Genomic DNA, 3,377 nt, shown 5'->3' with positions numbered 1-3,377 from the left:
ATCATTAATAAAATCAAATTTATCAAATTTCATAATTTTAGATTCCTATAATTTCTATTTTAAATATATTTTATAGGAATTTTAAAATAACTAGGTTATACAAGAAGTCTAATGAAAAAGTCATGTTAAAGAATATTTTACTAATGCTAAAACATGACTATGAAATATTACAAAAAGGGTTTGTCTGATTAAATTTAATTGCACAAAAAGATTAATATTTATCTACTTTATAATTAGCAATAAGTTTGTCTAGTTTATGAGCTAAAATTTTAGCTTCTGGATCAGAAACAATAATCGCAGCTTTAATTTTCTTATATTCTAAAACTGAGGTGGAAACAATAATCACTTCATTATTAAGATCATTGCCTTCATAATGATCACGTGCTGGTAAACGAATAATATCATTAGGATAATGAACATATTGTAACCCTGAGACAATAGCATCTGCTTTTGAAGTAATAACCATTAAACTACGATATTTAAATTTCGGGAAGATAATATCAATTGTAATTGCTTGTACTACGACAAATAAATATGAAGCAAATAAGGCAGGACCAAAGAAGTATTTAATTTTATGACTAGTGAAATCACTACCATATAAACCACCATCATCAATTTTAAAACCAAGGCGTTGAATTTGATCAATATGTGCTGCTCAGTCTTTTCCAAAATAAATACTTGTTAATTCACTACGACTTAATAATGTTGTGTGAATTGCTAACATTACAACAATAATAATATAATTAACAATTCGATTATAATTAGCAATTGAAATTTTCTTTTTAGCTGAATAATAAGCAAAAACAAAATCAGTTCCAGCTGTTGATGCTCCCCCTTTATAAACTAAGCCATAAGCAATTCCATTTAAAATTCCTGCTACCGCTGCAAAAACAAATAATCAAATCTGGTACATTCCACCATAATTACTAAAAATATTTAAACTATTATAATTAACAATAAAAAATAATTCTTGCGGATTAATAACCGGAATATAAGCAAATGCAAAGTGAAAACCATTTTGCAAACCAATATAAACAATTGTACGAAGAGAAAAACGAAGTCCAACTTTAATGACGCCAAAAATAAATAATGGGATATTAAACACAAAATAAAAAACTCAGTACATACTTGTTTGCATTTGTAACTGATCTTGGTTTGGTCAAATTCCAACCGCAATTTCACGGGCAATCCCTCCAATTCCACTTGGAATAATCTCATTACTTGTTGTTGCTGCAATAAAGTAATCATAACTCGCCATTCCTAAAAAAGCAGCAAAAATAATATAAGCATAATCACGGAATAAACATGATTTAAAATAAGCTTTAAAACGTAAATTAAATTCTTTTCGTGAAATCCGTTCACGACTACAGGTTTTTCTTTCCGTTGTTTTTTCTTTCGGATAAAAATCTGATGATTTGTTTGTAATACTATCAGGGTTAACTCCATTGTTGTTACTATCTCCTTCTGCTGTTAAGCTTTTTTCTTCGTTAACCATTTTTCGTTATTCCATGCCCTTTCTTAACCTTAATTATTACTAATAAGTATAACATTATTTAAAAATTAAAAAACAACCTTTTGGTTGTTTTTTAATAAAATTAATTAATTATTCACTTTTTAAACGAATTGTAACTTTGAATGAACCAACTTTGATTGGATCATAATCATTTCTTGTAATATCAACTACAGTATAATCTCGTTGTAACTTTTGGTTTAAAGTTCCAAATTTAACACCTCTGTTTGCTCCTTTGTTTGAAGGAATAAACACTGGAATTTTTCGATAATCTAATGCTGGAATTGTCATATAAACAACAATTTGTTGATATGGTGAGTCAACATCTTTCAATGCTTCATTTAAGTATTTAACAAATTCATTATTTACTAATTGTGTTCCAAAGTTTTTATCTTCCACAAATTCATGTGATTGATTTTGAGTAATGTAAAACGAAACTTTTGCGTCACAATTTACTAATAAGTATTTTTGTTGTACTGTTGCACCATTATATGTATATGATGATTTATCTTGACATTTTTCAGCAATTGCTGCTGCAATTTCATTTGCAACTGTTTCAATTTTATATAATTTTTCATTATTTAAATCATATTTTGCTGATTTATTTCATAATAATTCATCATCATTGACACGAACTTGTTCTAAAAATAATAATTTATGTAATCATTTTTTAGGAGCATTTTTTCATTCATCTTCCCCTAAAATTACTTTACTTGGTCCTTCTGCTTCTTTTGTTTTTGAACGCATTACTTGAATAATATCTAATGCAACAGGAGTTTTTTCTTGTTTATCAACTAACATTAATGAAGGCCCAAACCCTGATAATACTTTATGTGTATTTGGTTTAAATAATTTAATTCATTGGTCATGTTTAATTTCAAATAATTCATTAATTGAATCTAAATCATCTTGTGAAGATTGTGATAAATCAATAATATAATTTGAACTTAATAAGTTAAATAATCTTCTTAATAAATATTTTAATGTATTAACTGTTTCATACATTTTGAATTTATGAATTGGATCATTATCTCATGGTGATAATGCATTATTATAAATAATTTTTAAAGCAATATAATTAATACTTGATTTTTTAGCAACTTGTGCAATCGCCCCTGCTTCAGTATCAATTACATCAATAGTATGTCCATATTTATCAACCATTTCCTTAAATTGTTTTGAGTTATAAATCAGCATATCTGCTGTTCCAGTAACTCCTTCTGTTAACCCTAATTTAAAGTCTTTAACAACTTTAGCGAATTCACCATCGAATTGGAATGATTCAGGTTCATTAACAATTTGTCCATATTTAATATCTTTAAAAACTGTTAAGTCAGCATCACGATAAATAAACTTTGTTGATATTGTTGTGTCTCCTGTGTCATGCTTATCGTTTGTTGACAAGGCTAAGTCTACATTTAAAATTGTTTGTAAACCAGGATATTTTTCTAATAAGTAAGTAATTGCCATTGCAGCATTTGCTTTACCATATCCTACTGTTGCTATAATGAAAATTTTTCCATGGTATTTAACATGTTGAATTACACAGTTCTTTCACCAATATTTTTTTACTGTTTTAATACTATGCTTATCTTTCATCGTGAAATATGCTGTTGAAATTACGCCAATCATTTATTTTTCACCTCTATTTTCATATTTAATTTCCAAAAATTGTTTATTTTTAGTGTATCTTACTATAATTAATATTTGATTATATGCAAAATACAACTATGACTATTGTATCGTATTTTATCTTAATTATCAATGATAAATATTAAAATGTTTAAAATTGTTAAAATTATAATAATTTTTTTGTTTTTTATTTTTAAAATAAATAAAAATTATTTTTATTAGAATTAAACATTAG

Annotated in this window: 2 protein-coding genes; both read right to left on the bottom strand. The window is 26.2% G+C overall.

The window, feature by feature from the left end:
- Positions 1-211 precede the first annotated feature (211 nt).
- A complete protein-coding gene (locus EHU54_RS05055; RefSeq protein ID WP_400249282.1) occupies positions 212-1,495 on the bottom strand; it encodes a YitT family protein in 1,284 nt (427 codons plus the stop codon).
- 108 nt (positions 1,496-1,603) lie between these two features.
- A complete protein-coding gene (fib, locus tag EHU54_RS05050; protein WP_400249281.1) occupies positions 1,604-3,142 on the bottom strand; it encodes a cytoskeletal motor fibril protein Fib in 1,539 nt (512 codons plus the stop codon).
- Positions 3,143-3,377 lie beyond the last annotated feature (235 nt).

The organism is Spiroplasma sp. ald (assembly GCF_044714355.1).
Taxonomy (GTDB): Bacteria; Bacillota_I; Bacilli_A; order Mycoplasmatales; family Mycoplasmataceae; genus Spiroplasma; species Spiroplasma phoeniceum.
The sequence above is the reverse complement of the archived record's forward strand: the minus strand, read 5'-3'. Positions and strand labels throughout refer to the sequence as shown.